The 25,175-nt window shown below is 42.7% G+C and carries 15 protein-coding genes, 1 tRNA gene and 1 pseudogene; 6 read left to right on the forward strand and 11 right to left on the reverse strand.

Annotated elements, in window-relative coordinates; translation table 11 throughout:
* Positions 1-244: 244 nt before the first annotated feature.
* A complete protein-coding gene (locus tag G4P69_RS08555) occupies positions 245-856 on the reverse strand; it encodes a hypothetical protein (RefSeq protein WP_208349369.1) in 612 nt (203 codons plus the stop codon).
* A gap of 686 nt (positions 857-1,542) precedes the next feature.
* On the opposite strand from G4P69_RS08555, the gene G4P69_RS08560 reads away from it, so the two are divergent.
* Entirely contained in the window at positions 1,543-2,121 is a 579-nt protein-coding gene (locus tag G4P69_RS08560; protein WP_208346154.1) for a nuclear transport factor 2 family protein, read from the forward strand.
* 163 nt (positions 2,122-2,284) lie between these two features.
* On the opposite strand, the gene G4P69_RS08565 is transcribed toward G4P69_RS08560, so the two are convergent.
* The 5 genes from G4P69_RS08565 to G4P69_RS08585 all read right to left on the reverse strand — a co-directional run bounded on the left by G4P69_RS08565 (position 2,285) and on the right by G4P69_RS08585 (position 15,959).
* Positions 2,285-12,244, reverse strand: coding sequence for a non-ribosomal peptide synthetase (locus G4P69_RS08565; RefSeq protein WP_208349377.1), 9,960 nt, complete (start codon positions 12,242-12,244; stop codon positions 2,285-2,287).
* A 214-nt stretch (positions 12,245-12,458) separates the two neighbouring features.
* Positions 12,459-13,151 (reverse strand): DUF6875 domain-containing protein, encoded by a 693-nt coding sequence (locus tag G4P69_RS08570; protein ID WP_208344455.1) that lies wholly within the window; start codon positions 13,149-13,151, stop codon positions 12,459-12,461.
* An 863-nt stretch (positions 13,152-14,014) separates the two neighbouring features.
* Entirely contained in the window at positions 14,015-14,848 is an 834-nt protein-coding gene (locus tag G4P69_RS08575) for an inositol monophosphatase family protein (RefSeq protein WP_208344454.1), read from the reverse strand.
* Positions 14,849-14,869: 21 nt separating this feature from the next.
* A complete protein-coding gene (locus G4P69_RS08580) occupies positions 14,870-15,388 on the reverse strand; it encodes a thermonuclease family protein (protein ID WP_208344453.1) in 519 nt (172 codons plus the stop codon).
* Between the two features lie 202 nt (positions 15,389-15,590).
* Positions 15,591-15,959, reverse strand: coding sequence for a 2Fe-2S iron-sulfur cluster-binding protein (locus G4P69_RS08585; protein ID WP_208344452.1), 369 nt, complete (start codon positions 15,957-15,959; stop codon positions 15,591-15,593).
* Positions 15,960-16,025: 66 nt separating this feature from the next.
* Between G4P69_RS08585 and G4P69_RS08590 the strand changes: the two genes are divergently transcribed.
* From G4P69_RS08590 to G4P69_RS08600, 3 genes and pseudogenes are all read left to right on the forward strand, one after another.
* Positions 16,026-16,112, forward strand: a tRNA-Ser gene (locus G4P69_RS08590).
* Positions 16,113-16,370: 258 nt separating this feature from the next.
* Positions 16,371-17,184 (forward strand): annotated as a pseudogene (locus G4P69_RS08595) (IS5 family transposase).
* Between the two features lie 3 nt (positions 17,185-17,187).
* Positions 17,188-17,559 (forward strand): AAA family ATPase, encoded by a 372-nt coding sequence (locus G4P69_RS08600; protein WP_279605516.1) that lies wholly within the window; start codon positions 17,188-17,190, stop codon positions 17,557-17,559.
* 33 nt (positions 17,560-17,592) lie between these two features.
* On the opposite strand, the gene G4P69_RS08605 is transcribed toward G4P69_RS08600, so the two are convergent.
* Together G4P69_RS08605 and G4P69_RS08610 are read right to left on the reverse strand one after the other, a co-directional pair.
* Positions 17,593-18,018 (reverse strand): HNH endonuclease, encoded by a 426-nt coding sequence (locus G4P69_RS08605; protein WP_208346036.1) that lies wholly within the window; start codon positions 18,016-18,018, stop codon positions 17,593-17,595.
* Positions 18,015-18,359, reverse strand: coding sequence for a hypothetical protein (locus G4P69_RS08610; protein ID WP_208346037.1), 345 nt, complete (start codon positions 18,357-18,359; stop codon positions 18,015-18,017). Before G4P69_RS08610 ends, G4P69_RS08605 begins: the two co-directional genes overlap by 4 nt.
* 133 nt (positions 18,360-18,492) lie before the next feature.
* Between G4P69_RS08610 and G4P69_RS39100 the strand changes: the two genes are divergently transcribed.
* Positions 18,493-20,103, forward strand: coding sequence for a caspase, EACC1-associated type (locus tag G4P69_RS39100; protein ID WP_243902916.1), 1,611 nt, complete (start codon positions 18,493-18,495; stop codon positions 20,101-20,103).
* Between the two features lie 143 nt (positions 20,104-20,246).
* On the opposite strand, the gene G4P69_RS08625 is transcribed toward G4P69_RS39100, so the two are convergent.
* Both G4P69_RS08625 and G4P69_RS08630 read right to left on the reverse strand, forming a co-directional pair.
* Positions 20,247-20,729 (reverse strand): hypothetical protein, encoded by a 483-nt coding sequence (locus G4P69_RS08625; RefSeq protein WP_208345538.1) that lies wholly within the window; start codon positions 20,727-20,729, stop codon positions 20,247-20,249.
* Positions 20,722-22,035 (reverse strand): AAA family ATPase, encoded by a 1,314-nt coding sequence (locus G4P69_RS08630; RefSeq protein WP_208345537.1) that lies wholly within the window; start codon positions 22,033-22,035, stop codon positions 20,722-20,724. The genes G4P69_RS08625 and G4P69_RS08630 overlap by 8 nt, the downstream gene beginning before the upstream one ends.
* Positions 22,036-22,280: 245 nt before the next feature.
* On the opposite strand from G4P69_RS08630, the gene G4P69_RS08635 reads away from it, so the two are divergent.
* Positions 22,281-23,948 carry a caspase, EACC1-associated type gene (locus G4P69_RS08635; RefSeq protein ID WP_208349385.1) on the forward strand — a complete coding sequence of 556 codons (1,668 nt, stop codon included), beginning with the start codon at positions 22,281-22,283 and terminating at the stop codon, positions 23,946-23,948.
* Between the two features lie 52 nt (positions 23,949-24,000).
* Here G4P69_RS08635 and G4P69_RS08640 read toward each other — a convergent pair whose 3' ends face one another.
* Complete coding sequence (locus G4P69_RS08640; RefSeq protein WP_208344319.1) at positions 24,001-24,789, reverse strand: transposase; 789 nt, start codon at positions 24,787-24,789, stop codon at positions 24,001-24,003.
* Positions 24,790-25,175 lie beyond the last annotated feature (386 nt).

Genomic DNA, 25,175 nt, shown 5'->3' on the forward strand with positions numbered 1-25,175 from the left:
CCAGAACAAAATTCTGTGTATCTCATGACCGATATTAATATTGTACCTAAAATATAGGTGCAGTGTAAAGAAAAGCCGTCTTAAAAGGACGGGGTTTTAAACCCAGTAATTTTAATAAGCTGTTATTTTGGATCAAACAAAAACATGCCTTTAATTGTGGTTGGTGCGTTACGGACTTTGTCTATAGCGCACCCTACGATACTGGGTGTTTGATGCCACATTAAGCCTATACCAGCTAACGCGGTTATGGGTTTGGGTATTGGTGCCGAGACTTGCTTGATCCCACAACTTTGTCTGGAACCTCGAAGAAGAATCTCAGTTTAGCTTGTCCTTTGGAGGGGGCTGTTGGATCTGAGTTAAGCGTATCGGATTCGGTAAAAGTTATTATGCCTCTGGCATTCTCAAATATGCCTGTACCACCGTAGATTGTGATAGTACCACCACCCTGAATTGTGCCTGCTGCTGGGTTAACTTGAGCGCTATCACTCGCTTTGCCAAACAACTGATTCTCACTACCATATGTGTCGGAAAATGCTTGTTCTCCTTGCAAGCCAAGCACGGCTGGATCTGAATTAAAGATGGTGGTAGTAATGGATGTATTGGGATCGTTAATAACTTTGCCGTAAGTATTACTGGTAAAGGAACTCAATCCGTAGGGAGCATCAGTAGCCTCACCTGTGATAGTTGCTCTTACAATATCTGGCAAGTTTGGTTTGAACGGATTAATTTTGACTGATGTATCATATACTACAGTAAAGTTATAAATCTTCTGAGCGTTAGCACTTTCTACACCTGACCAAAAACTCAATAAAGTTAAGGCTACTGGCACGAGCCATTTAATCTTTGAACGCAACATGTTTGAAGCTAGTTTTATAATAGGTCACAGTTACTACAAATATCATCGTGATAGTATGTATTTCCATGCCTAAAATAAATGTATTTATGATATTTTTTTCGGAAATCTTGATAAGAATATAATCAGTTAGATACACCAATGTAGTTGCATTTGAACTTTAACGAATTGGGCGGAAGGGTAGGGTGTAGGGAGTATTAGACGAGGAATTCTTAAGGGGTGGGTTTGAAGCCCACCAAGAAAACAAAGATGTATTTCGCTCGCTTCGCAGCGCTCTTAAATACGGCATCCTTATTTCAATCCCACACTTGTTCGTGTGGGTACCCGAAACCTGCAACCCCACCCCCTACACCCTCTGAAGAGGTAAAATATCTATCTAAAGATAGATGTTTTGTGTATACAACCATCTATAGAGTCGTTTTTGTAACAAGTATCGTCATTAAGTTATTCGTTAGCTAATGACGCGACTCAGTACCACGTGTACTACGTTATTGGTAAGTTTTGAAGTTCCTACTGCGGGATACGATCTGGCCAGTCCCGCGAAGGCCATATGCTTCAAGTCGGCACAGCCCTTACGGGTTCGCCAGTCCCCTACGCCCTTAAACCCGGCTGCAGCGCTGGATTTACCGCAAGGGCGCACTGGCTCTTCTAGTGTTGATTCTAAACAAATGTAAATAGGGAAAAATACAATGTCAAACAATTTTCTAAATAAATTATCTAGACGTCAAACTTTAAATTTGGCTGGAGCTGGTGGGGTAGCTGCAGCTACAGCATTTATGTTCGATTCACATGTAATAGCTAAAGATCGAAAAAAAAAGTTACCACGATTTATTCAAGAATGGACAGATATCCAAAATACTAACGATGCAGCTGCACTGACCTCACTTTATACAGAAGATGGTGTTATTGAAGCTATTCCATTTAAACAGAGGATAGAAGGAAAGAATGACATTCTAAGTTTTTATCAAGGTGTGTTTAAGACTTTGACTAATATCACTATAGAAATAGTGAATGGATTTGCTACTGATGAATGGGCAGCCTGTGATTATAACTTTATTGCAACTAACATTGGACTTGTCTCAACACCATCAGCATTAAACAAGACTTTCAATGTTCGCTCATCATCACTTTTTATTTTAAAGGACAATAAGATAAAATACTATAATGAAAATTTTGACATATCTGAAATTTTAGTGCAGGTAGGTGTGATTTCTTCTTCACCATTCTCGATAACAAGCTGTCAATATCAAACGACACAACAACAATAATTCGAAAGCGGTTTAACAGATCGCCTTAAATCTAAGCTAATCTATGCATATCTTGTTTGAACATACAATATGCATAGATTAGATGACCGTACCTCTGAGACAAGGATTTTTTCGCCCACAAGCGGTGAGGCTTTAAACCTTACGCTCGCGGGCGCTCTGTCAATTAATGCTTTGGTGGAAGAGCTTTGTTTAAGCAAACCTTCAATTTCTGTGCTAGGTAGCGTACATTTGGTTCCTCAAGTAGATGAATGTGGTCTCCAGCAACGTAATGTATCTCGACTCCTTCAGTAGCTAGTTCTCCCCAGCCAAATTGAGGATCATATTGTATACCAATAGCCTCGTCCCGATATTTATCTTCAGTCCGTAAGAGGGTGATCGAACCAGGGTAAACCTGGTAGTTATATGCTTCGGCTGCCATGGTGTTAGCAACTATAACTTCTAAGTGTTCGTCAGTTTCCGATATTTTATGCTGTGTTTGCAAATAATGCTTGTATCTATGTTTGAGACTGTAGGTACCCCACTGTTTCCAACCGACAAGTTTGCGCTTCAAGTATGCAGGTCCTTCTTCTAAAACTTGCTCTAAATGTAAGAAAATCCGCTTGAAGAAAGAAGCTCGTGCATCACAACCCGGACGAAGACTATCAACCATGGCTATAATACCTATTTTTTCACCTTTTCTGATCAGTTGGTGCGCCATTTCAAAAGCAACTGTACCCCCAAAGGAATACCCTGCAAAAAAATAAGGACCATGAGGCTGAACAGTTTGGATTTCCCGAATGTAGTACTCAGCCATGTCTTCAACCCGAGTGAAGGGACGCTGTTTGCCATCTAGTCCTAGCGGTTGTAGCCCATAAACCGGTTGATCCAATCCCAAGTGAACTGACAAATTGTAGTATCCTAAAAGACTGCCACCAAGAGGGTGGATACAGAACAAAGGCAGTCGAGAACCTTTAGGTTGAATTTCTACCAAGGATGACCATAGATTTTCTGATACATCCTGGTGATGATAATCAGATGTAAACTGTTTTTCAAGAGCAATCCTGTTAGCAAGAGTCTCGATAGTACCTGCTTGGAAGAGGGTAGTTAGGGGAATTTTTTTGCCAAATTTTTGCTCTATTTCAGCGAATAAGCGTATAGCTAGTAACGAGTGTCCCCCTAGATCAAAGAAGTTATCTTTTACGCTAATTGGGTGGATGCCTAAAACTTCTTGCCAAATCTCCGTCAGCTGTTCCTCTAGCTGATTCCGGGCGGTAACCGAGGAGTTAAAGGACTGTTGCCGAGCATCGGCGGGTATAGGCAGAGCTAATCGATCTACTTTGTTGTTAGGAGTTAGGGGTAAAGCGTCTAACATCACAATGGATGCGGGAATCATGTACTTAGGCAACTTCGGTTTAAGGAAGTCGCATAGTTCATTGGTTGTACAAACTTGCCGAAGCTTAGGAACAACATATGCCACAAGCTGTTTTTCACCAAGAACATCCTCACGGCTAATGACTACAATCTGTTCTACGGAAGGATGTTGACTCAGAACCGCTTCAATTTCTCCCAGCTCAATGCGGAAGCCACGAATTTTAACTTGGTGATCCACGCGACCAACAAATTCAATATTGCCGTCCGGTAGATAGCGTCCTAAATCCCCAGTTTTGTACAGTCGATCACGAGCAATATTTGTTAATGGATTGATAATGAATTTCTCTTGCGTCAGTTGATCGCTACCAATGTAGCCTTGAGTTAAGTAAGGGGTGCGGACATAAATTTCTCCCAGTTCTGAAACACCGGCTAAATTTAGATCGGCGTTGAGAACAAGCAACTGTACATCAGCAATCCCTCGACCTATCGGGATTGTCTCTTTGAAAATGCGATCGCATTGGTCGTGGACAATGAAATAACCCATAGCCTGTGGCGTTTCAGTAGCTCCATAGAAATTAACACAGGTGGCTTGGGGAGCAAAATTGCGAATTCTGCTTACATCCTGGTGTGTTAAAACATCACCACTAAAAAACAGATAACGCAAATCTGTTGTGTTTGTTTTGACATTCGTAGTCAAAAGTTGTGCCATAGCGGGCGTGAGATGAGCGACGCTAAGACGTTGTCGCTTCATCCAGTCAGCCAGACTACCAGGAGTTTCTATATCTTCTTGCTTGGGTATACACAGAGTTGCACCAAGTGATAATGGTGTGAAAATATCGCGTAACAAAGGGTCATGAGCAAGACCTGAGAGCATACTGAATCTATCTGATTCAGAAAGACCAAACGTTTGTACATGCCATTGTAGAAAATGGGATAGGGGTCTGTGAGTGCCTTTTATTCCCTTGGGTTTTCCTGTCGAACCAGAGGTAAAGGCGACATAAGCTAAATCATCTGGTTCAATGACTACTTTTGGCGCGTCAGTTGGCAATATTAAGTCAGGAGAAAACTCAAGGCAATTAACACCAGATAAACCTAAATATTCAGAAACACTCGCTGGTGATTCGACCTCTGCTATATTGAACCAAGCGCAAGGCTGGGCAATCTCAAGGCAATCAATCACTCGCGCTGACGGATAAGCTGGATCGAGAATCATGAAAGCACAACCTGCTTTCAAAACGCCTAGTATTGCCCACACGAGTGCTGCACTACGCTCTGCATAGATTGCAACAATCTCTTGAGAGCGAATGTTATTTGCCAGTAGATAGTGAGCAAATTGGTTAGCACGTTCCTCAAGTTGAGCATAAGTCCAGGTAAGCTGTTTATCTACAATCGCCAATTTTAGTGGCACTCTTTGAGCTTGTTCGCAAAAGCTAGTATGAACAAGTTGCTCGGATCCCGTATGAAGTGGCTGTTGTGGATTTGGTAAGAGGAATTTTGCTTGGACAGTGACTAGAGATAAATTAGTAATGCTTACTTGTGGGTTAATAACAATCTGGTTGAGCAAATTATGGTATTGCTCTAGCAACTCCATCATTCGCTCTGGCGTAAATAGGTCTGCATTATACACCAAATCGAGTTTTATTCCCTGTTTTTGTTCTGTCACATACACAGTCAAGTCGAACTTGGCAGCAGTTTCCTGCATTGGGATTGGTTCACAAGATAACCCAGGGAGTTCCAGTTGAACATCCTCCAAGTTGAGCATATTAAACCACACTTGAAACAGGGGGTTACGACTGGTGTCTCGCTCTGGCTGTAGTTCTTCCACCAGTTTTTCAAAAGGCATTTCTTGATGGGCATAAGCATCTAATGCCAGCTGCCGGACGCGATCTAGCAGTGAACGAAAACTAGGATGACCAGAAAAATCAATCCGCAAAACTACAGTGTTGACGAAAAATCCAATAAGTTCTTCAATCTCAACCCGATTACGACCAGCAATTGGAGTACCAATACTGACACCTTCTTGACCAGTGTAACGGTATAGTAAAGATCCAAATGCTGCAAGCATTGTCATGAACAGGGTGACGCCTTCCTGTCGTGAGATTGCTGTGATTGATTCACTTAGAGCTTTGGGTATAAGAAGAGACTGTGTTCCGGCTCGGTTGGTTTGAACTGGCGGGCGTGGGTAATCGGTAGGCAATTCTAGTACTTGGTTAGCACCAGCTAGCTGCGTTTTCCAGTAGTTGAGTTGAGTGTCGAGTATCTCACCAGATAGCCATTGGTGCTGCCAAATAGCAAAGTCACCATACTGGATTGGTAGTTTTGAGAGGGGATTTTGCAAGCCATTCAAAAATGCTGTATAAACTGATGCTAACTGCTTCCACAAGATAAGCATTGAAGACCCATCCGAGGCGATGTGATGCATGCTCAACACCAGTATCTGTTCTTGTTGATCTATTTTGAGTAAAGTTGCTCGCAACATCAAGTCAGATGCTAAGTCAAAAGGACGCTGTGCCTCATAGTCCAAGATAGTTTGCACCTGCTCTTTTTGACCAGATTCTGGCTCTTGTGTCAAGTCAATCGTCATAAGTTCGACGGATCTTGGCTCACCTATGATCTGTATAGGGCTACCATCGGGTAATAATATAAAATTAGTTCGCAGTACCTCATGATGGCAAACAATTGCATCTAGTGATTGTTGCAACACATCGACATTAAGGTTGCCTGTCAAGCGCAACGCATTGGTCATGATATAGCTGGTTGCGCTGTCTGGTGTCAATTGTTCTAAAAACCAAACTCTTTGTTGAGCAAAGGATAGGGGGATTCTGTCTCCCTTGGATTGTGGAATAATCCTTTGGTGCGTCTTCACATCAGCACTTTCAATGTGACTTTGGTCAATCACACCAGCTAAACCAGCAATTGTTGGTTTCTCAAACAGTAACTGTAGCGGAATTTCTGTAGAAAAAGCTTGGCGACACCGCGAAATCACTTGCATTCCTAACAAAGAATGTCCACCTAATGCAAAGAAGTTGTCATTAATACCGATCTGTGGTATAGAAAGGAGGTGTTCCCATATAGATGCCAACACCTTCTCTGTAGGAGTGCTGGGTGCAACAAAGCTCTTGGCTCGACTGAAGCTAGAAATATCTGGTGCAGGCAAGGCACGACGATCTACCTTACCATTGGCATTTAATGGCAGAACATCTAAGAATACAAAGGCAGTAGGCACCATGTACTCAGGTAACCTATCCTGTAAAAAACAGCGTAGTTCACTTTGGTTGGGGGCTTGCTCTGGTTTTGCAACAACATATGCCACAAGCTGCTTGTTTCCAGGAACATCCTCTCTGACGAGAACTAAAGTTTGTTGCACTGCTGAATGTTGACGTAGTATGGCTTCAATTTCGCCTAGTTCAATCCGAAAACCACGGATCTTGACTTGGTCGTCAATTCGACCTAAGAACTCTATATTCCCATCCGGCAAATAACGTGCTAAATCTCCAGTTTTATAAATACGAGATCCAGGTTCGCTACTAAAAGGATTGGGAATGAACTTTTGATTGGTTAATTCAGGACGGTTGAGATAACCTCGTGCTAAACCCGCACCACCAATATGCAACTCACCTGTTTTACCAACACTAACAGGTTGCAAATTTTCATCGAGGATATAAATTTGGACATTGTCAATCGGGCGACCAATTGGAGCACTAGGGTGATCAGTGTGACGTGGGCAGATCCACACAGTAGCATCAATAGACACTTCTGTAGGACCATAGCAATTCAACAACACATTTTCCAAATCCAGACTGGTTAGGAAGCGCTCCATAAGTTCAATGGATAATGCTTCTCCACCCGTAGTGACGTGTTTAAGGTGTTTGCACTTCTCAATTCCCTTCTCCTCCAGTAGCATGCGAATGATCGAGGGTACTAAACCAAGGACGGTGATGTCTTGTTCAATGATTGTCTTGATCAAGTAAGCACCGTCCTGATGTCCGCCGGGACGAGCCATCACCAATTGTGCTCCGAACGACAATGGCCAGAAGATCTGCCACACTGAAGGATCGAAACTAAAAGGAATTGTCTGTAAAACTTTGTCTTGTTGGGTAATACCAAAAGTTCTTTGTCGCCAATGCAGCATATTCAAGATCCCACGATGAGGGATCATCACGCCTTTGGGCTGTCCTGTAGATCCTGATGTATAAATGACATACATTAGGTTGTTGGGAGTGACTGCACTGACAGGATTTTCTTGGCTATTGTTGGCGATCGCTTCCCAATCTGAGTCTAGACAAATAACTTCTGCTTCTCGATTTGGCAGCTTATTGACCAACTTTTCTTGCGTCAGTATCACCGATGCTTGGGTATCGTCTAAGATGAAAGCTAAGCGCTCTGGTGGATATCCAGGATCTAATGGTACATATGCACCACCCGCTTTGAGAATGCCCAAAACTCCGACGATCATTAAGAGCGATCGCTCAGCACACAAACCAACTAGCACGTCAGGTTTGACTCCTAGTGTTTGCAGGTGGTGTGCAAGTTGGTTAGCACGATTGTTCAACTCTCGGTAAGTCAGTTGCTGATCCTCAAAAACCAACGCCACTGATAGCGGTGTTTTTTCTACCTGCTCTTCAAACAACTGATGGACTGATTGAGCTTGAGGGTGGTCAACTCTGGTTTGATTCGATTCCACCAGCAATTGCTGCCGTTCAGCTGCTGTCAACAGAGGCAATTGTGCAATTCTTTGTTCTGGATGAGCGACTATCCCTTCAAGCAGAGTCTGAAAATGTCCTGCCATTCTGATGATAGTAGTCTCATCAAAGAAGTCTGTATTGTAATCTAAACAACCTTTCAGACCAGACGCCGTTTCTTCTAGTTCGAGAGTCAAATCAAACTGTGTAGCCTTGGTTTCCACTGGCTGAGGGCTGAGGGTTAGACCTGGTAATGTACGTTTTCCTACTGGTGTGTTCTGGAAAACAAACATTACCTGGAATAGGGGATTGTAGCTGAGGGAACGTTCTGGTTGTAGTTCTTCTACAAGCTTCTCAAATGGTAGGTCTTGGTGTTCGTAAGCACTCAAAGCAACTTCTCGAATTCGACCTAGCAATTCCCGAACAGTGGGATTACCAGAAAGGTCAGTACGCAAAACCAAACAGTTAACAAAGAAACCAATTATATCTTCAGTTTCGGTACGATTACGACCAGCAATGGGTGAACCAACCACGATGTCTGACTGACTGGAGTAGCGGTAAAGCAGAGTTTTGAAGGCTGCCAGCAAAGTCATGTATAAGGTAATACCTTCTTTTTGAGAGAAGTCCTTCAGTGCTTTGCTCAAGCTTTTAGGTAGCTCTATATGTAGTTTTTTACCCACATAGGACATCACTGATGGTCTGGGGCGGTCTGTGGGTAATTCCAGTACTGGAGGACTATTGGCTAATTGTTGCTTCCAGTAGTCGAGCTGCGCCTCTAAGGTTTTGCCTTGTAACCATTGGCGTTGCCAGTTAGCAAAATCGGCATATTGGATTGGTAATTCCGGAAGTGGCGATCGCTTACCTGTGCAAAAAGCTTCATAAAGTGTAGCAAGTTCCTCAAAGAAGATATTTTCTGACCATTCGTCAAAGATAATGTGGTGAATTGTGAATAGTAACAAATAATCTTCAGGAGTTAGGCGCAGTAGTCGAACGCGGTACAATGGTCCAGTTGCCAGATTAAAAGGTTGTGCAGCCAATTGTGTCACTAGTATCTCAACTTCCCTCTCTGACAAGTCTTGAGCTTCTATTAGTGATAGCGGTACAATTTGGCTGTCATGAATCACTTGAAATGGTTGCCCATTCACAGATGCAAAAGTTGTCCGCAGTGCCTCATGACGTTGGACAATTTCACCCAAACTTTGCTCTAGGGCAACAACATTTAGCTCACCTGTAAGCTGATATGCTGTTGAGAGATTGTAAGCAGAACCTTCTGGATCTAATTGATTGAGCAACCACAGTCTAGCTTGAGAAAAAGACAGGGGCAGATTCTCTTTTGTACATACCCTTTCAATTTCAGACACATGTCCCATCGTGTTGCTATTGCGGGCAGTCTCAATCACCTGGCTAAATGCTGCTATGGTAGGGGATTCAAACAGATAACGTAGAGACACATCGACAGCAAAAGTCTCCCTGATTCTAGAAGTGACTTGGGTTGCTAGTAGTGAGTGCCCCCCCAGTTCAAAGAAGTTATTATAAATACCAACTTGTTTTAGCCCAAGAATTTCTGCCCAAATACTAGCGAGGAGTTTTTCTGTAATTGTACGGGGTAAAACCAAGTCAACTTCACAATCACTTAGGGACGTCTCCGGTGCTGGCAAAGCGCGGCGGTCAACTTTGCCATTAGGGGTTAGGGGGAAAACTTCCAGCATGAGAAAGACCCCAGGCACCATATATTCTGGTAATTGCTCCTTCAGGAAGTTGCGGAGCATCCTGGAAGTGGTAGGCGATTCTTGCTCTAGAATGATATAAGCTACAAGGCGTTTATCACCTGGTTGGTCTTCTCTAACTATGACCACGCTTTGCCGGACATCGGGGTGTTGGTTTAGTACAGTTTCAATTTCTCCTAATTCAATCCGAAAGCCACGTAACTTCACTAGATGATCTATGCGCCCAATATATTCAATATTGCCATCTGGCAAATACCGTGCCAAATCTCCAGTTTTATATAATTTTGAATTTTGAATTTTGAATTTTGAATTATAAAAGGGATTGGGAATAAATTTCTCGTTCGTCAACTTTGGACGGTTAAGATAGCCTCTGGCTAGCCCAGCACCACCAATGTGGAGTTCCCCTTTCACACCGATGGGAACTGGTTGAAGGTTGGAATCCAGCAGATAGATTTGGGTATTGGCGATGGGATGTCCGATAGGCTCTGGGGCTTCTTTTGCCCGAGACTGCTGTTGCAAGCCTTCAACTTTATAGGCAGATGACCAAACAGTTGTTTCCGTAGGACCGTATAAATTCCATAAACAAATGCTTCTTTCAAGCAGTTGATTTGCTAGATCTGGGGTTAAAGCTTCACCACCGCAAAGGATTTTGATCCTTGGGCTGCTCTCCCAGCCGGATGCTAGAAGTAGACGCCAAGTCGCTGGAGTTGCTTGCATGATCGTAGCGCCAGAGGTTACCAATTGCTCTAATAACCGTTTTCCGTCAGTTGCGACTTCCCGACTGACAATAACTACCTTGGCTCCTACTATCAATGGCAAGTAAAGTTCAAGTACTGCAATATCAAATGATATTGTTGTGACTGCCAGGAGAATGTCAGACTTTGTGAGTCCAGGCTCCTGCTTCATGGAATTTAAGAAGTTCGTTGCAGATTTATGGGTGAGTTGAACTCCCTTAGGCTTGCCTGTAGAACCTGAGGTATAAATCACATAAGCCAAGTTGTCCCCCGCGACTTCACTAAACGCATTGGCTTCACTTTCACTAGAAATAACTCCCCAATCAGTATCCAGGCAAACAACATGAGCCGCAGACTCAGGCAACTTGTAACTCAAGTGATTCTGAGTTAAAAGCACTTGTACTTGTGCATCTTCTAGCATCAATGCTAGGCGTTCGTTGGGGTACGCAGGGTCTAGTGGTACATAGGCACCACCTGCTTTTAGAATACCTAGTAGTCCCACCAGCATATCTAAAGAGCGCTCCACACAGATTCCCACAAGAACTTCTGAGCCTACGCCCAATGTTTGCAAGTAATGAGCCAATTGATTTGCACGGGCATTCAACTCATGGTAAGTGATTTGTGAACACCCTGCAGGCAATGTCTCTAGATCCTGAAACACCGCTGCTATTGCATTGGGAGTTTGCTCTACTTGAGCCTCAAATAACCTATGAATACATTCGGATTGGGGGTACTTTATGTAGGTATCGTTCCATTCCACCAGTAATTGCTGCCGTTCGGCTGTTGTCAATAGAGGCAATTGTCCAACTCTTTGCTCTGGATGAGCGACCATCCCTTCAAGCAGAGTTTGGAAATGTCCTGCCATTCTGATGATAGTTGTCTCATCAAACAAGTCTGTGTTGTAATCAAAACAACCTTTCACACCAGACGCTGTTTCCTCTAGCTCCAGAGTTAAATCAAGCGGTGTAGCCTTGGTTTCCACTGGCTGAGCGCTCAGGGTTAGATCTGCTAATGTACGTTTTCCTACTGAAGTGTTCTGAAAGACGAACATTACCTGAAACAGGGGATTGTAGCTGAGGGAATGTTCTAGTTGCAGTTCTTCTACAAGCTTCTCAAATGGTAGATCTTGGTTGTTGTAAGCCCCCGAAGCAACTTCTCGAATTCGACTTAGCAATTCTCGAACAGTGGGATTGTCAGAAAGGTCAGTACGCAAAACCAAAGTGTTAACAAAAAAACTAATTAGATCTTCAGTCTCGGTACGGTTACGACCGGCAATCGGTGAACCGACCACAATATCTGACTGACTGGAATAGCGGTGGAGCAGGGTTTTAAACGCTGCTAGCAAAGTCATAAACAGACTACAATCTTCTCTTTGCGAGAATGCCTTCAGTGCTTCGCTCAAGCTTTTAGGTAGCTCTATATGTAGTTTTTTACCAACACAGGACATCACTGATGGTCTTGGACGGTCTGTGGGTAATTCCAGTACTGGAGGACTATTGGCTAATTGTTGCTTCCAGTACTCTAACTGCGCCTCTAATTCTGGTATGACCTCAGTTGACTGTAAATCTTTAATTAGCCACTGCTGTTGTTTATAGGAGTAGGATTTAATAGTTTTTTTATACGTATCCATCTTTTTGAAATCTCCTGTTTTAATAGGACAACAATTTTGCAAAACCTAAAAGGTTTCATTTTTGATTAATAGATATCCAAATTTGGATTATCAGTGTCTAAAAAAGTTTTGAGAATGAAGTGAACTGAATTAAGAAGCTGATATCTCCTGTGCAAAATTGACCAAGCAGGAAACATCGAAATCAGTTAAAGAAATCGAACAGAAGTAACATTCTTTATACAAGATCAGCTTCTAAGTGCAGTTGATCTCGTGCTAATCGCACTAATTCACGAGCCGTCGTTAACCTAGTTTGATCTTTTATTTTCTGCTCGAAACGATGTGAATATGTCCCTTCCATATGCTTTAGATAAGCCTCTAGATATTTAATCCGTAAGTGCAAATTCTCATCTTGAAGAAAAGCAATATCAACTTCAACCATATTCCGAAGAACAAACATCGGAATGGGACTGCGAAGAGGACGAAAATTTGGGTTGTGAAGGCCAAGACTTTCAGTACGCATGTGAAATTCCCCGATCATCATTCCTGATTCAACAAACAAAGGCTTAACCTTTTTTTGAACACCATCAATGATAGTAAGAGCATCCTCTATATCGATATCAGGAACGATGAGTAATAATGTTTTTCTGAGAGTATCTGGTCCTGTTTGTGGTTCTAGCTCCTGGAAAATATCTCTGTAGTGCAAAACCACATCTGCAATTTGCTCTATATCCAAGTCTTTGATGCGAAGAATTCCTAAACGCATACTGTTTGACTTGATTGCATGAGGAACAAAAGGGCAAACAGGACCAAGTCTACCTACGATTGGATGAGGTTTTGCTACAAAACTTTCAACCCACTCCATAGTCTCAACTAAATATGGGAGGTCTTGTTGGATCTGTTTGATCTGACTGGGTGTACGTATTTCCATTGTGCTTCAGATACTTCTAAGTTTGAAGATTTACTTGGAACCATCGATTGGACGGCTCTTCTGCCAAGCGAGACACTAAACGCAAACGGGCAAGCCAGGTGTGCGGACATGGCTGCGCTTTGCGTCCCGCAGTGTACTACTGCAGTGGGAAGGCAGCACAATCGCCCACAAACCTTGCCATGAAAATCTATCTTCATGGTGGAAGGTTGCAGAAGATCTCCTTGAGATGGATTACGAGAGCCACTAAATTGCAAGTTTGCAGAGGGTATTAAACTCTCGGCTTTAGTGCATTCTTACGGTTCGGGTATTCTGGAGAACGTGGGAATAAGGGCAACAAGCGATTTATCCCGCGAGCATAGCTAGCTTCCCTCTTTCCTCCGCCTTTCCAGACAAAACTTCTGATGACGATTCTTCCCTAAGGTGTAGCGGGGACATCTGCATCGGAGTAAAAGTATCATTAGAACAGAAAACTGGGTTAAGTATTATTACATACATAATACAAATTTCTTTGAAGGCTAAAACCCTTGTTTTTTCGTTCAGGATCTACCTGGTAATTTAAAAAATCAGCTACTACAACGCTGAACAAAATCCTTACAGGATAAGACTTTTAAGCTTAACCTGGTTTTCTGTTCTAATGATATTTTTACCCCAGAATTTAGCGGTTGCAGGTCAGAAATATTGATATTAGCCATTTGTATATTCCTCAATTTCGAGCTTCTGAATATTACTTATGTTATGCCTTTCCTTTTTATGCAAAAGTTCTGTTTTCGTAAAAATTCTTCACCTAAGAAAGGCAGATGGCAGAAGGGAAGACAACCCGGATTTCTCACAAAGCGAGAAATCCAGGAAAAGTGTAGGCCAAACTACCCATCCCTCAGAGACTTGCTAATATATGAAGACAGCGGGGGAATGTTCTGTAATTCTTGGCTAAGGCTGTTGTGAATGTAACCGTTAGTTGCAAGAATTCTGCCTGACTCAATTTTTAAGGGAGTATTATCATATGCAGAAACTTTACCCCCTGCTTCTTGTAATAAAATCACACCAGCAGTAATATCCCAAGGAGAAAGACCTCTTTCCCAATAACCATCAAGACGACCGCAAGCGACGTGGGCTAAATCGAGTGATGCGGAACCACTGCGTCGCACTCCTTGGGTAAGATGGGTAAGATGACAAAATTCTGCGTAATTGTTATCAGATGTTTCGCGACGATCATAGGCAAACCCACTCACAAGCAAGCTTTTGCTGAGTTCTGAAGTTTGTGATACCTTGATTGGGCGACGGTTGAGTGTTGCGCCTAAGTCTTGAGCTGCACGGAATAGTTCATTGTGGAAAGGATCGTAAATTACACCAACCTGGGGAACTCCATTAATTAATAGTCCAATGGAAACCGCAAAAAAAGGGTATTGGTGAGCGTAATTAGTTGTTCCATCTAAAGGATCAATAGCCCAAAGATATTCGTTTTCTTGATTACCTAGTTTTCCTGATTCTTCAGCTAGGATAGAGTGTTCAGGAAAGTGGCGACGCAAGATTTCTAAAATCACTACTTCTGAAGCTTTATCAGCAGCTGTCACTAAATCCCCAGGACGTTGTTTTTCAATAATTGCGTCTTCTAACTTACCCAAGTACTCTTGCAATACCTGACCACCAGCTAGTGCTGCTTCCGTGGCAATTTCTAAGAAAATTTGTAATTTAGTCATTGTAAAAAATAGAAATCTCAACTAACGATTCTGGCTACGAAACTCAGTGGGAGTGAGACGCATTGGTTTTTCTCGGTTCCAAATTCCTTGCCCCATAAGTCTAGCCCATTGTTGTGCACGTTCTAACCGTAAATCGTATTTGTGATTAGGCGATCGCGCTACGAATAGGGCATATCCCTCTTTGACTAACTGCTCATTTAATAAAACTCCCTCTTTCCACACATAAGCAAGAGTCCGCCCAAATTGGTCTTTTGCTTCCACATCAAACTCTAAGTTAACGGGCTGATCCCCGATCAGCGCCTCTAAACGTTCTTTTGCTTCATCTCCCCAAGGGCGTTGTTGCAAATCTGGTGCATCAATACTTATCAACCGCACCTGCGACATTACAGTTGGTTGGTCGCTAATACCTAATACCTTTATGCTTTGCCCACTTACTACTTGTGAAACCTTTACCTGCACCGGTTTTGCTTCTTCTAATGGTTTGTGAGGTTGACAAGCCACGAGTAGTAATAAACACAGTAAGATTAGAGTTTTAGTCATGATGGATTTGGGGGCAATGGGCATGGGGCAATGGGCATTGGGCAATGGGCATGGGGCATGGGGCATTGGGCATGGGGGTTATTAACAGTTATCAGTCAATAATAATGTGTCTATCTTATAGCTTTAAATCCTTCTCCAAACCCCTTGATCACTGATAACTGTTTACTGTTCACTGATTACCTCTGCCCCATGCCCATTGCCCCTATTCTTCATCTAATGGCAAGCCAGCCCGAACTTTTCCCTTGGCAAAGTAGCGCCCGAATTGAAGTTCGTAAACCTCATCTTCGTCTTGTGTCTCTACCTCTAAATCAGAACGAGCATAGCTGACACATAATAAGGCGTAGCCCTTTTGGCGCAATGCTGGTGACAGTCCTACCGCCTCTGGTTGGTAAATTTCTCCGGATTGAACTCTAACAGCACAAGTGGTGCAAGCTCCATTTCGGCATGAAAAGGGTAATTCTACTCCTTGTTTTTCTGCGCTATGTAGGATATAACGGTCTTCGGGTACTTCTAGGGTGTATGTTTTACCTGTCGCGCGATCGTAGACTTTAACAGTGTATGTACGGGACATTTTGATTTTAGATTTTTTGATTGCATTTTCTGCAATTGTATTGTACAATTAAAATTCGTGATACCTGGAGAGGTGGCCGAGTGGTTGAAGGCGCAGCACTGGAAATGCTGTTTGGGGGCAACTTCAACGAGGGTTCGAATCCCTCCCTCTCCGTTTCTCCTTATCTCGAGGAGTTATTGAGAATCCTACTTTACTAAGGTTAATTAGTCCTTAATAAGGCTAGTCAACCTTATTTGTTCAATCTCTACTTTGAGATAATAATTTCGCATACAAGCAGATCAAAAGGCGCAAAAAGTAGTGATACTATGTAGAGTTGTTGCCTTAGAGGGTGTTTGAAAAGTTGGTCACCGTGTAAAAAAGCTCTCTCAGTGTAAGCTGTCAATAGAAAGAACACAGCACCGAGAGAGTAACATGAGTAAAGCATACCCTAGTAATCTGACCCGTGCACAATATGAATTTCTGAGTGACATGATTCCAGAACCCAAACCCGGTGGTCGCAAGCGTGAAGTCGATATGTGGGAAGTCTTGAACGCGATCTTTTATGTTCTGCTAGAAGGAGTGAGATGGCGATGCCTGCGGCGGGCTACGCCTACGCTACCCGGGGACTTTCCACCTTGGCAAACAGTGTACACATATTTCCGAAATTGGCGCAAAGACGGGACGTGGTTACATATCCATGATAGGAGTGCGAGAATGGACAAGAATCGATATTGAGCGCCATCCGAGTCCATCAGAAGCGATTATCGATAGTCAAAGCGTTAAGAGTGCCGCGATGGTAAGTCAATCTGTGGGTTATGATGTAGGCAAGAAAATTAAAGGACGCAAGCGGTTTATGACCGTTGATACCTTGGGATTGGTGCTGCGGGTATTGGTCACTGCTGCCAGTGTACCAGAGCGAGCAGGCGGCAAACAAGTACTCAAGCGCGTCAAAGAAATGGGCGACAAGGTTTCTCGCTTGACCACCATTTGGACTGATGGTGGCTTTGACGGTCCAGATTTCATGATGTGGGTCATGAATGTTTATCGTTGGATTGTACAGGTGGTGCTGCGACCAGAACAAACTAAGGGTTTCGTCTTGCTCAAAAAGCGATGGGTGGTGGAGCGCACTTTCGGTTGGTTTATGGGGTGTCGCCGATTGGTAAGAGACTATGAACTTCTACCGGAGACATCGGAGACGTTTATTTACCTTGCCATGATCCGGATTATGGTGAGGCGACTGGCATAAAATTTGACCCCTCACAACTTTTCAAACACCCTCTCAGATGGTACGCTACGTTTTATGTGCTTAGCAACAGTTTTCTTACAACCTGAAGATTTTCAGCCTGAGACAATTCTGGTAGACGAGCCAGAGCTTGGTCTTCATCCTTATGCTATCACCGTTCTAGCATCATTGATACGTACTGCTACTAAACAAGTCATTTTTTCAACTCAGTCTGTAGAACTACTCAACGAATTTGAGGCAAATAATGTCATTGTTGTAGACCTCGAGCAGGGAAAATCATCATTTCGTAGATTGGCAAACGACGAGCTGGAGTCGTGGCTACTAGATTATAGCTTGGGTGAGCTTTGGAAAAAGAATCTTCTGGGTGGGAGACCTTAGCTTTATCTCCCTCCGTCAACCTCTACTAGTCAATCAAATCTTTGGTGGATGTTCCCTTAACTTTACCCACATTTTACGTATACGAGTCAATTGCGGACGATTCATTTTCAAAGCAGAAATCGTTGCTCGACTAACCGGTGTAAGTCCTATAATTTCAGTACTATCCTTACTCCAAGTAAAATGGTCTGCCCATAATTGCTGCTGTGGATGAAACAAAGAAACTTCTTGGTGAGTTATTGGATCGAGTGCTGTTTGGCGCGATGCTTTATAACGATTACAAGACGGACAAGCCAAACACATATTTTCAAAAATAGTCTCTCCCCCAGCTGATCGGGGAATGATATGCTCAAACTCGAAAGTACTGACTGTTAGCGATTCAGCAGTTTTGCAGTATGCACAACAGTTGGCAAAATGATTACGAATGCGTTTTTGTAGATCAACAGAAATGTAAACACTCACGCTAATTTTGAGGTCTCTTTCAGCTTGTTTAAAGTGTATCTTGCTCTAGTTTTGAGAATATTAAGCTGGTCTACCTGAGCCAATATACTGTCTAAAATAGCAGTTTCATCAGATGATAATTCGTTTTGAGCATTGCGGGCTAGCAAATCGCTTAATTGGGTTTGCTCTGGTGGGGATAAAACACTTGTTGCTAACGCTTGCAATTCCTCGAAGCTCAAATTATTTAAGATTTCAGGATCCGCTGTTGATGGGTTTGTTAACTGATGATATGTTTCCAAATCCAACACTACACCAACTCGCTCCCCTTGTTGATTGGTAATGTACTGGACTGACTGATACATACAATTTTCTATTGCTCGGATACAAATATAATAACAAAAACCGCTCACGCCTTGTTTAATATGGCAAAATCGAGTAAAAGTCAAAAATTCAAGGGTTAACCGCACACCAGCCGATGAGAAATAAGGTAGCAAAATGGCGAAATATGGCTTGCTGATAGGGGCGAGTGAGTATCAGTCCGATAAATTAAAACCATTACCAGGTGTTGTTCAAGACATTAAGTCAATGCAGCGCATTTTGCAAGATCCAAACATCGGTGGGTTTGCTGGCGTCAAATTATTAGAGAATTCTGCTTCCAACGCTATACAATTAGAAATTGAGCGATTGTTTATAAAACAATGTCAAGAGGACGACATTCTGCTGTTGTATTTCTCCGGTCATGGTTTCCGAGATGAAAATGGGTATTTGTACTTTGCTAGCCACGACACCGAAATCGATGAGCATTCCTCACCTTATACTGCCACGGCTGTGTCTGCAAGATTTCTCCAAGAACAGTGTATGAACCGGAGCAAATCAAAGCGACAGGTGCTAATTCTGGACTGTTGTTTTAGCGGTGCATTTGCTCACCGAATGAGTGCAAGAGAGATTCTTCCAAGCATCGATAAAGAAATTGAACAGCAATTAGGAGGAGAAGGCAGAGCTGTGTTAACCTCGTCAACATCTGCACAAGTCTCGTTTGAAGACGAGGGAGGAGGAGTATACACGCGCTATTTAGTGGAGGGAATTGAAAAAGGAGCAGCAGCAGATAATAATGGCATGATTACAGTGGCTTCTTTGCACGAATACGCTAAGCGCAAAGTGCAGTCAGCACAACCAGCAATGAAGCCAGAAATTTTTGCAGTTAAAGAAGGTTATACAATTTGTTTAGCGAAAGCACCAGTAGGCGATCCAGAATTGGAATATCGAAAGGAAGTTGAGGAATGTGTAAAAAAGGGTGCGTTTTTGGTTCAAGATGACCGTTTCTCAGCGTTAGGACGTAGGCTTCTAGATAGAAAGCAAAAACAATTAAACTTAGCTCCACCAGAAAAAGTAACACAGATAGAACAGGAAGTTCTGCAACCAATCCGTGAGTTTCAACAAAGTTTACGAGACTATGAACAAGATCTCCGTGATGTTTTAGAAGAGAAATCTGTACTCAATGAAAATGATTGGGAGCTATTGAAACGAATACAGCAAATTCTCAAACTGCGAGATGAGGACGTTATACCGATACACGAACGTTTAATTCCTCAGCAACCACCCAAACCTCAACCCATACAACCTAACACCCCATCTCAGATAGACGACCTAAGTTCAGAAAAAGGCATAGACTATACTAAACTACGCGACCTACTAGCAGCACAAAAGTGGAAAGAAGCTGATTATGAAACTTATCTGGTGATGCTACGGGCTGTTGGTCGAAAAGACAAAGACTGGATTAGGAATGAAGAACTGTTAACCTTTCCTTGTGCGGATCTACGCACAATAGACCGCCTATGGGTAAAATATAGCAATGGACGTTTCGGCTTCAGCATTCAAAAGAAAATTTACCTGCAAGAGGGTGGTAAACCTGACGGCAAATATTACGAAGAAGCCTGGAAAAAATTTGGCGATCGCGTAGGATGGAGAGTGAAAGGAAACTGGATTAGCTATTCAGAAGTAACATTTGACACTGAATCTCCAGAGGGACACTTACCCTGGTTGGTGGGTGGGGTTTGGGGTTTGGGGGGGGGTGGTGGGTCTCTTCTCTCGCATCGAGACTTATAAAGTCTAGCATTTAAGCGTTTCCGAATTTTATAAAGATTTATAACAGCACCCCTATTCACGACACAAGCAGCATTTCAGAGTACTTATGGGGAAATATTGTTTTGTGCGATCGCCTATCCATTTATCTTGTCACTCATATATATTCATTTTGGCTTTTGGTGATAATTCTGTAAATCGGTGTCCAGTGACCAGATAAACACTTCACTCATCTGGAAAAGATTACAGGACTTATGAAATTCCTGAATAATACTGAGATCCCCGAAGCTAGTTCCTTCCAGCTTATGAGTAGCTTTATTTCTGCCAGCCAAATCTGGAAACTTATCAATCCATTCCAATATTTCTACCGTGTTTGGGAATGTAGTCGGTCTCCAAGGGGCTACACCTGCGAATGCTTCTTTAACTTCTTTAACAAAACGTAGGGCTGTTTTCCTTCGCACTGAGCCATTACCGTTTTGGGCGATGTGGTTCCCCGTTTCCAGTATCGTCGCCATAGGCAACAAAAAAGTACAACCAGATTGAGCATAGATCTGAAAATCTTCGAGAACTGATGCTCTATGCTGATTATAGTTAGGAACGTTCAGTATTTCCAGGAATATGCTCGTATCGATCAGGCAGATACTACTCATTGCCGTATTCCTGCAACCGAGACACCCATTCCATAGCTTGCTGTTTTCTTTCTTCAGGTGTGTGCGGGGACTTGACAAATCGATCTACTATCCCAGCAGTTACCAACTGACCGAGTGATCCCTGCGATATTAAACCTGGAAATTCGTACATATCCCCAAGCCTTACAAGGCGACTATCTCCTGCGTGTAGATCCCGGAAACAAAAAACTACATCACCTAGTGCAGCATCAGGTAAAGCATCCATCAGCGCTGGGTTATGCGTGGAAAGCAGCACCCGCAAGTTACGCTGCAAAGCAATATCCTGGATGCTGGCGAGTAGATGCTTGGCACGATTGGGATGAACACCGTTGTCAATTTCCTCGATGACGACTAGACTACCAGCAGGTGCCGATAGCATAGCAGCAGCTATAGCCAATACCCGCAATGTCCCATCAGATAATAATGCTGCTTCACAATAGCGACGTTTATTGCCAAAGGTTTCCGCTAGTCGCACCATGACTTCATCTCGTGGGCCAAAAATGAAATCTAGCCCATCTATAGCCTGCTCTGGTAGACTTTGGATAAAGTTCAAAATTGCTTGTTGATTGTCTGGTTGATTTTCCCACAAGTGAAATAAAACACTAGAAAGATTTGTCCCATCCTCAAGTAATCGCCTATCATACTTAAAACTGTATTCACGCATTCTGGCGGGAACGGGATCTAAAAACAGGATGTTGTTTAAGACTCGTTGATATTCTCGTACAGTTTCAGGAATAATCTTTTGAGATTTGGGGTACTTTGCATCAAAACTAGCAGGGCTATCTAATTGCACGAATATAGCCATTTGATCGCTGCACGTTACTCGTGGTTTATTTTTTCCCCTTGTAAAGTTGTTATATGCAACACCGATATCTGTTCCTGTTCCTTGAGAAGGTTGATCTAGGTCATATAATGGGACAAGACTAGTCGAATCCACGATTCGCTCGCTACTGATATGTAGTTCTCCATCACGCACATTGAGGGTTATATCGAGTTGGTTCCACTGCGTTGAATCAAAACGACAACCGATGGTAAAACTTGATTGTCCCTCATGGCACAAATCATTTACTCGACCGCGTACAACACGCTCTGCACTATTAACAGCATATTGAATACTAGAGAGTTTTTGTCCTTGTGCTAACCACGACAGAAAGCGCAAACCTTCAAGAGCATTACTTGTACCTGCAGCGTTTGCGCCTATTAGGACAGTGAGCGATCCTATGGGTAATCGACTTGTAATGTAACTTTTGAAGTTGGCGAGGGTAAATTCTGTTAGCATGGCGCTCATTTTACAACTTTCCTGCGAATCCAAGATCCAAGATGTTGAAGGAAAACAACAGGTAGGTTTAATGGTTAATTCTAATCCTCAGACTATATGATAAACTACTGCATGATTCGCTTCTTGCCATTGATATTGGGCTAGAGTTGATACGTCATATCAGCATTTCAACCAATATCTGCTGCATCTTGAAAGCATAATTCGGGGTAAACGCATCGCTATAATTGATTAGGAATGAGCAATAAAATAGCAAAATGGCGAAATATGGCTTGCTGATAGGAGCGAGTGAGTATCAGAGCAATAAGTTAAAACCATTACCAGGTGTTGTTCAAGACATTAAGTCAATGCAACGCATCTTGCAAGACCCAAATATTGGTGGGTTTGCTGAAGTCAAGTTATTAGAGAATACTCCCTCTAGCACCATCCAATTAGAAATCGAGCAGTTATTTACGGAAACATGTCAAAAAAACGACATTCTGCTATTGTATTTCTCTGGTCACGGTTTCCGAGATGAAAATGGGTATTTGTACTTTGCTAGCTACAATACTCAAATTAATGCCCATTCATTACCTTATACCTCAACTGCTGTACCTGCAAGATTTCTCCAAGAACAGTGTATGAACCGCAGCAAATCAAAGCGACAGGTGTTAATTCTGGACTGTTGTTTTAGCGGTGCATTTGCTCAAGGAATGAGTGCAAGAGAGATTCTTCCAAGCATCGATAAAGAAATTGAACAGCAATTAGGAGGAGAAGGTAGAGCTGTGTTAACCTCTTCAACATCTGCACAAGTGTCGTTTGAAGACGAGGGAGGAGGAGTATACACGCGCTATTTAGTGGAGGGAATTGAAAAGGGAGTAGCAGCAGATAATGATGGCATGATTACAGTGGCGACTTTGCACGAATACGCCAAGCGAAAAGTGCAGTCAGCACAACCAGCAATGAAGCCAGAAATATTCTCCGTTAAAGAAGGTTATACAATTTGTTTAGCGAAAGCACCAGTAGGCGATCCAGAATTGGAATATCGAAAGGAAGTTGAGGAATGTGTAAAAAAGGGTGCGTTTTTGGTTCAAGATGACCGTTTCTCAGCGTTAGGACGTAGGCTTCTAGATAGAAAGCAAAAACAATTAAACTTAGCTCCACCAGAAAAAGTAACACAGATAGAACAGGAAGTTCTGCAACCAATCCGTGATTTTCAGCAAAGTTTACGAGAGTATGAGCAAGATCTAGCTCTTGTTTTAGAAGAGAAATCTGTACTCAATAAAAATGATTGGGAGCTATTGAAACGAATACAGCAAATTCTCAAACTGCGAGATGAGGACGTTACACCGATCCACGAACGTTTAATTCCCCAGCAACCGCCCAAACCTCAACCCCTACAACCTAACACCCCCCCATCTCAGATAGACGACCTAAGTTCGGAAAAAGGCATAGACTATACTAAACTACGCGACCTACTAGCAGCACAAAAGTGGAAGGAAGCTGATTATGAAACTTATATGGTTATGCTACAGGCTGTTGGTCGAAAGGAGAATGATTGGATTAGGGCTGAAGAACTATTAAACTTTCCTTGTGCTGATCTACGCACAATTGACAGCCTATGGGTAAAATATAGCAATGGGCGCTATGGCTTCAGCGTTCAAAAGAAAATTTACCTGCAAGAGGGTGGTAAACCTGACGGCAAATATTACGAAGAAGCCTGGAAAAAATTTGGCGATCGCGTAGGATGGAGAGTGAAAGGAAACTGGATAAGCGACGACAAGGTAACATTTGATACTCAATCTCCAGAAGGACACTTACCCTCACTAAGGGGGAGCACTTTTGTTTGGGTTGGGTTGGGTTGGGGGGGCGGGTTTGGGGCGGGTTTTTTTTGGGGGGGGGTGGTCTCTTCTCTCGCATCGAGACTTGTAAAGTGTAGCATTTAGGCGTTTACGAATTTTATAAAGATTTATAACAGCACCCGTATTCACGCTAGAATCAGTATTTCAAAGTTCCGATACCTGGCACCAAAGTTCCAATACCTGGCACCGAAGGGCTAAAACAATTAGCCTGGATAAACTTTTCTGCTACCTCATGTACTTCCGTACGTTCTGACGCGTTATGCTTGTCCCAAGGTAAACTCATCTGTCCTGGGGATTTTTTCGTCTTACCTTTAATCGTCATTCCAGCCAGCAAACGACTACCCCAATGGTTCTTTTTCTCCGACTTGGGTTGTGGTCGATATTTTTTACAGAATCTTCGATATTTAGCAGCGCACTCTTCCAACGTTTTCCCTAATTGCAAAAACGCAGGATGCCATTGAGTGATACCATCATTACTTAAGCGGTCATGAATACCATAATTGCTGAAATCATAAAAGAAACCCTGCTGTGTTCCTGCTGCTTTGGGGTTTGCGTGGATATATCGCAGGGTATTTAATGCTCGCCGCGTATCTGTATTAGCAAAACCTGTACTGTGATACCGCTTTTCCCAAAAATGTCCGGTTCTGTTCAGCATTCGGTTAAAGCACATAGCAGTGTACCAGTTCAGCCAGTGCATAATTTTGGGCAGATCTTCTGGTTGTTTAGGTTCTAACAAATAATGGACATGGTTGCTCATAATACAGAGAGCATAAACCTTAAATCCATATTTTTCTTGTGCTTTTTTGATAGCATAAAGCAGCACCTCTCGGCATTCCAAGCGCGTTAGGCGAAATTCTCGGTTGTTACAACGAATAGTGATGTGATAACAGAAGTTTGGTTGAAAATTACGTTTAGGGCGTGACATAGTAATGATTGGGGAAATATTGTGTTGCGCGATCGCCTACCTATAGCGATTCTCGATTGAGTACGATACCTTTGTAGGGGCGAACGGCGTACTCTGCGAGAAGCCGGAGACTACGCCCTCAGAGTGAGCTGTATTTTACACAAATAAGAATGGCTATATTTATCTTGTCTGTAACAAGCGTGTATTAAATAGAGTAAGATTTACCCAAAGGAATATATATGCTACTTCTCCAGAATTTAGATAGGGGATTGGGACTTGGTCAAACACCATCGCTTATGTTCATTTTATTGGTCTTCGATGGGTGGCTGGTCTTTTTACCCTGCTTATTAATTCTGACAGCTATATTCTTTTTTTATTTCTGAATTCTACTTTATAACTCTTGAATA

Origin of the sequence: Aetokthonos hydrillicola CCALA 1050 (assembly GCF_017591665.1) — a bacterium.
Classification (GTDB): Bacteria; Cyanobacteriota; Cyanobacteriia; order Cyanobacteriales; family Nostocaceae; genus Aetokthonos; species Aetokthonos hydrillicola.

Bases quoted from the DNA above. Each gene is read 5' to 3' on its own strand.
- G4P69_RS08555 (WP_208349369.1), bottom strand. From the start codon at position 856: ATGTTGCGTTCAAAGATTAAATGGCTCGTGCCAGTAGCCTTAACTTTA.
- G4P69_RS08560 (WP_208346154.1), top strand. From the start codon at position 1,543: ATGTCAAACAATTTTCTAAATAAATTATCTAGACGTCAAACTTTAAAT.
- G4P69_RS08565 (WP_208349377.1), bottom strand. From the start codon at position 12,244: ATGGATACGTATAAAAAAACTATTAAATCCTACTCCTATAAACAACAG.
- G4P69_RS08570 (WP_208344455.1), bottom strand. From the start codon at position 13,151: ATGGAAATACGTACACCCAGTCAGATCAAACAGATCCAACAAGACCTC.
- G4P69_RS08575 (WP_208344454.1), bottom strand. From the start codon at position 14,848: ATGACTAAATTACAAATTTTCTTAGAAATTGCCACGGAAGCAGCACTA.
- G4P69_RS08580 (WP_208344453.1), bottom strand. From the start codon at position 15,388: ATGACTAAAACTCTAATCTTACTGTGTTTATTACTACTCGTGGCTTGT.
- G4P69_RS08585 (WP_208344452.1), bottom strand. From the start codon at position 15,959: ATGTCCCGTACATACACTGTTAAAGTCTACGATCGCGCGACAGGTAAA.
- G4P69_RS08610 (WP_208346037.1), bottom strand. From the start codon at position 18,359: ATGTATCAGTCAGTCCAGTACATTACCAATCAACAAGGGGAGCGAGTT.
- G4P69_RS39100 (WP_243902916.1), top strand. From the start codon at position 18,493: ATGGCGAAATATGGCTTGCTGATAGGGGCGAGTGAGTATCAGTCCGAT.
- G4P69_RS08625 (WP_208345538.1), bottom strand. From the start codon at position 20,729: ATGAGTAGTATCTGCCTGATCGATACGAGCATATTCCTGGAAATACTG.
- G4P69_RS08630 (WP_208345537.1), bottom strand. From the start codon at position 22,035: ATGAGCGCCATGCTAACAGAATTTACCCTCGCCAACTTCAAAAGTTAC.
- G4P69_RS08635 (WP_208349385.1), top strand. From the start codon at position 22,281: ATGGCGAAATATGGCTTGCTGATAGGAGCGAGTGAGTATCAGAGCAAT.
- G4P69_RS08640 (WP_208344319.1), bottom strand. From the start codon at position 24,789: ATGTCACGCCCTAAACGTAATTTTCAACCAAACTTCTGTTATCACATC.